This is a genomic window from Bradyrhizobium sp. NBAIM08 (assembly GCF_020193935.1).
Taxonomy (GTDB): Bacteria; Pseudomonadota; Alphaproteobacteria; order Rhizobiales; family Xanthobacteraceae; genus Bradyrhizobium; species Bradyrhizobium yuanmingense.
Genome location: NZ_JADYVR010000802.1, coordinates 1 through 414, shown reverse-complemented (window position 1 = coordinate 414; position 414 = coordinate 1). Strand labels below are relative to the sequence as shown.

Annotated in this window: 1 protein-coding gene; it reads right to left on the bottom strand. The window is 69.6% G+C overall.

Going from position 1 to position 414, the window contains the following annotated elements:
- Positions 1–414 (bottom strand): bifunctional 5,10-methylenetetrahydrofolate dehydrogenase/5,10-methenyltetrahydrofolate cyclohydrolase (locus I6F37_RS42135; RefSeq protein ID WP_225154691.1); only part of this gene is annotated, 414 nt, incomplete at both ends.

Sequence of the window (414 nt, the reverse complement as noted above, 5' to 3'; positions counted from 1 at the left end):
GTGTTGGCCATCAACATCGCGATGGTCATAGGTCCCACCCCACCCGGCACCGGGGTGATCCAGCCCGCCACGGCCTCGACGCCCGGGAAATCGACGTCGCCCACGAGCTTGCCGGCGGCGTTCCGGTTCATGCCCACGTCAATCACGACCGCGCCCGGCTTGACCATGTCGGCCGTGATCAGGTCCTGCTTGCCTACTGCGGCCACCAGGATATCCGCCTGCCGCGTGAAGACGCCGAGGTCGGGCGTGCGGGAGTGACAGACCGTGACCGTGGCGTGGGCGTTCAACAACAGGGCGGACAGCGGCTTGCCGACAATGGCGCTGCGGCCCACGACGACCGCGTGTCGGCCCGCAATGGGCACGCCGGCCCGGCGGAGCAGCTCCATCACGCCGGCGGGAGTGCAGGACGGGTAC